The 2528-nt window shown below is 44.2% G+C and carries 3 protein-coding genes; 1 reads left to right on the top strand and 2 read right to left on the bottom strand.

The genetic code is table 11. From position 1 onward, the window contains the following. Both Q0277_RS00160 and Q0277_RS00165 read right to left on the bottom strand, forming a co-directional pair. Positions 1 to 346 (bottom strand): type II secretion system protein (locus Q0277_RS00160; protein WP_297994255.1); only part of this gene is annotated, 346 nt, incomplete at its 3' end. Between the two features lie 63 nt (positions 347 to 409). After that, positions 410 to 1183 carry a 3'(2'),5'-bisphosphate nucleotidase CysQ gene (locus Q0277_RS00165; RefSeq protein WP_297994257.1) on the bottom strand — a complete coding sequence of 258 codons (774 nt, stop codon included), beginning with the start codon at positions 1181 to 1183 and terminating at the stop codon, positions 410 to 412. Positions 1184 to 1331: 148 nt separating this feature from the next. Here Q0277_RS00165 and Q0277_RS00170 point away from each other — a divergent pair, with 148 nt between their 5' ends. Next, positions 1332 to 2018, top strand: a complete 687-nt coding sequence (locus Q0277_RS00170) for a SapC family protein (protein ID WP_297994260.1) — start codon at positions 1332 to 1334, stop codon at positions 2016 to 2018. Positions 2019 to 2528 lie beyond the last annotated feature (510 nt).

Here is a 2528-nt window from a genome sequence, read left to right on the forward strand (position 1 = left end):
TCTTTAACCCCGGCATATCCCATACCTGGGCACATAAACCGTCCATCTTTTTTGTAAGAGTAACCTTAGTTTTGCTATCGACGGTATATGTAGCACAAGTCTTGCCTTTTACGGTAATAGGATTTTTAACATTCGTCATGTTATTAAAACCTGTCGTGCTATTATCATACTCGCCTTGCGAAGTATAATAAGCCATTAGATCAGTCAGTGATGTAGATACATTCTGTGCTGCTCTAACGACCTCTGCATCGTCGCGCGTAGCTGCTAGTTTTGGAATGGCAATTGCCGCCAAAACACCTAAAATCACGATCACGAAAATTAATTCGATCATAGTAAAGCCCTTCATGTTTTTATCCTTTGATAAAAAATTTTTGGACTTATATTATAGAGTGTTTACTATAAATTTAACTTAAAAGTTCTTTGCGAATTCTAACATTTCAGATAAATTTTTCATCGCACTCGCGCCAACCGCTAAATAATGGTTATTTATCAGGCTTTTTCCGTTGTAAAGCGGCGCCTTCATCGTCTTTAGATCTACTACCGCTCCGCCGCTTTGATGCAGCAAAAAATCTCCCGCGGCGATGTCCCAAAGCGAGCAGTCGCTAAATCTCGCATACGCGCTCGCACCCCCCTCAGCTAAGATGCAAAATTTTATCGCAGAGCCTTTGCGTACGAGCTGCATTTTAAATTTTTGCGCGAATTGCGGATATTTCTCGGATTTACTGTGACGTCCGTGCATGAAGATTTGCGGCACTCTAGCGGGGCGAGCGAGCAGCGCGCCGTTTTTATAAACTCCACCGCCGTTTGAACTATATACGTCGCCGCTTACGGGCACGCCGATTACCGCTAAAATCGGGCGCCCATGCTCGATCAGCGCGATGCAGACGCAAAACTCGCCGTTGCGTGCGATGAACTCCTTTGTACCGTCCAGCGGATCTATCAGCCAAAATCTTTCCTCGCTCATGCGCTGTTTGCTATCCAGTACGCGCTCTTCCGAGCAGATCGCGATACCGCTAGGCTCTAGAGTGCGCATTATCGCATCGTTTGCCGCAAGATCAGCATTCGTAAGCGGCGATTTGTCCGCCTTAACAAAGACGTCGAATTTGTCGTAATTTTGCATTATCGCGGCGTTTGCCCTTTTTGCGGCGTCCGTCGCGAGCGCTAAAAGCTCGTTTAAATCCATCTGTACTCCTTTAAATTTAAGGTAATTTTACTAAATTTAAAATTTTAAAAGTCTAAATTTCGCCGAACGAAAACGAGCAAAATTTCAAAATTCTTAGAATTTTAATATTCTTTTTTATATAATTGCTAAAATTTTTTAAAGGATCAACATGACCCCAGTCGTATTAGATAGCGTTAAACACGCGGATTTGCAGTATCACGCGGATGCATTCCCTACCGCGCCTTTCGTGCCGGTGATCGCACCGGAGATTCCGTTTTGCGCGGACAACCTCGTTATCGTATTTACCATTGAAAAAGAACCCAAAATGGTGGCGCTGCTAGGGCGCACCAAAAACATTCTAATCGATAAGGATTATAAGGGAGCGGTGCCCTCCTCGGTGCAGAATTATCCGTTTTTCCTAGCCCAGATCGGCGAGCAGACGGCGATCTGCTTCGACAAAGACGCACAGCAGATCAAAGGCGACGGTGAGGCGCTTTTTAAAGACGGAAAGCCGACGCCGTTTTTGGAAAATTTAAAAGAGGTGATGAAAAATTACGCCGATTTGGACATGCGCACGCGCGTTGCGGCGGCGGAATTTCAAAAGGCGGGGATTTTAGAAGCCAAGGAGCTCGGCATCAACTCTAGCGGCAAGGAATCGTCCCTGCTAAACGGCTTTTCGGTCGTAAATCGCGAAAAGCTTTTGAAGCTAAGCGATAAAAAGCTTGCGGATTTCGCGCGCCGCGGATATCTGGAGCTAGCGTATTTCCATCTAAAAAGCCTTGCAAATTTTCAGCGCCTAGGCGATAAAATCATGCAGCTCGATCCGCCGATCGCGCCGAAAGAAGCGAAAAAATAGATGTTTTCGCCTCCTAAGTAGCTCATAATTTTTAGAATTTAATGTCGCGGATTTATAAAATTTGCAAAACTTACGATCGTTTCAGGGCTTGAAGTTGCCATAACCGCATGCGAGCTTGAAGCCCTAGGAGGCTTTATTCGCGGCTAAACTAAATACACCGCAAATTTAGTCCTAAAATTTTAGCATAGGGTTTTATAACAAAAATTTTGCAACAACACAGTACGCAAGATTCCACGCTTAAAATTTCAAGCGAGAAATTTTACTATAAAATTCTATTAAATTTAAAATTTAATTTAAGTAGATCAATTTATAAAATTTTATCCACACTACCTAAAACTTTAGTTTTAAATTTAATCCTGCTCTTGCGCCGAAATTTTACTCGCGATTTATAGAAATTCCCGCGGCTCGTAGATTTGTACGCCGCGCGCGTCGCTGCTAGCCGCATCTATCATCGCGCGGGCGATACTTGCGCCGCTAAGCGGTCTAAATTTACCGAACGCACAGGCGGGC

Origin of the sequence: uncultured Campylobacter sp. (genome assembly GCF_938030815.1) — a bacterium.
Lineage (GTDB): Bacteria > Campylobacterota > Campylobacteria > Campylobacterales > Campylobacteraceae > Campylobacter_B.

Excerpts from the sequence above, each read along its gene's own strand:
- Q0277_RS00165 (WP_297994257.1), bottom strand. The coding sequence starts at position 1,183 with ATGGATTTAAACGAGCTTTTAGCGCTCGCGACGGACGCCGCAAAAAGG.
- Q0277_RS00170 (WP_297994260.1), top strand. The coding sequence starts at position 1,332 with ATGACCCCAGTCGTATTAGATAGCGTTAAACACGCGGATTTGCAGTAT.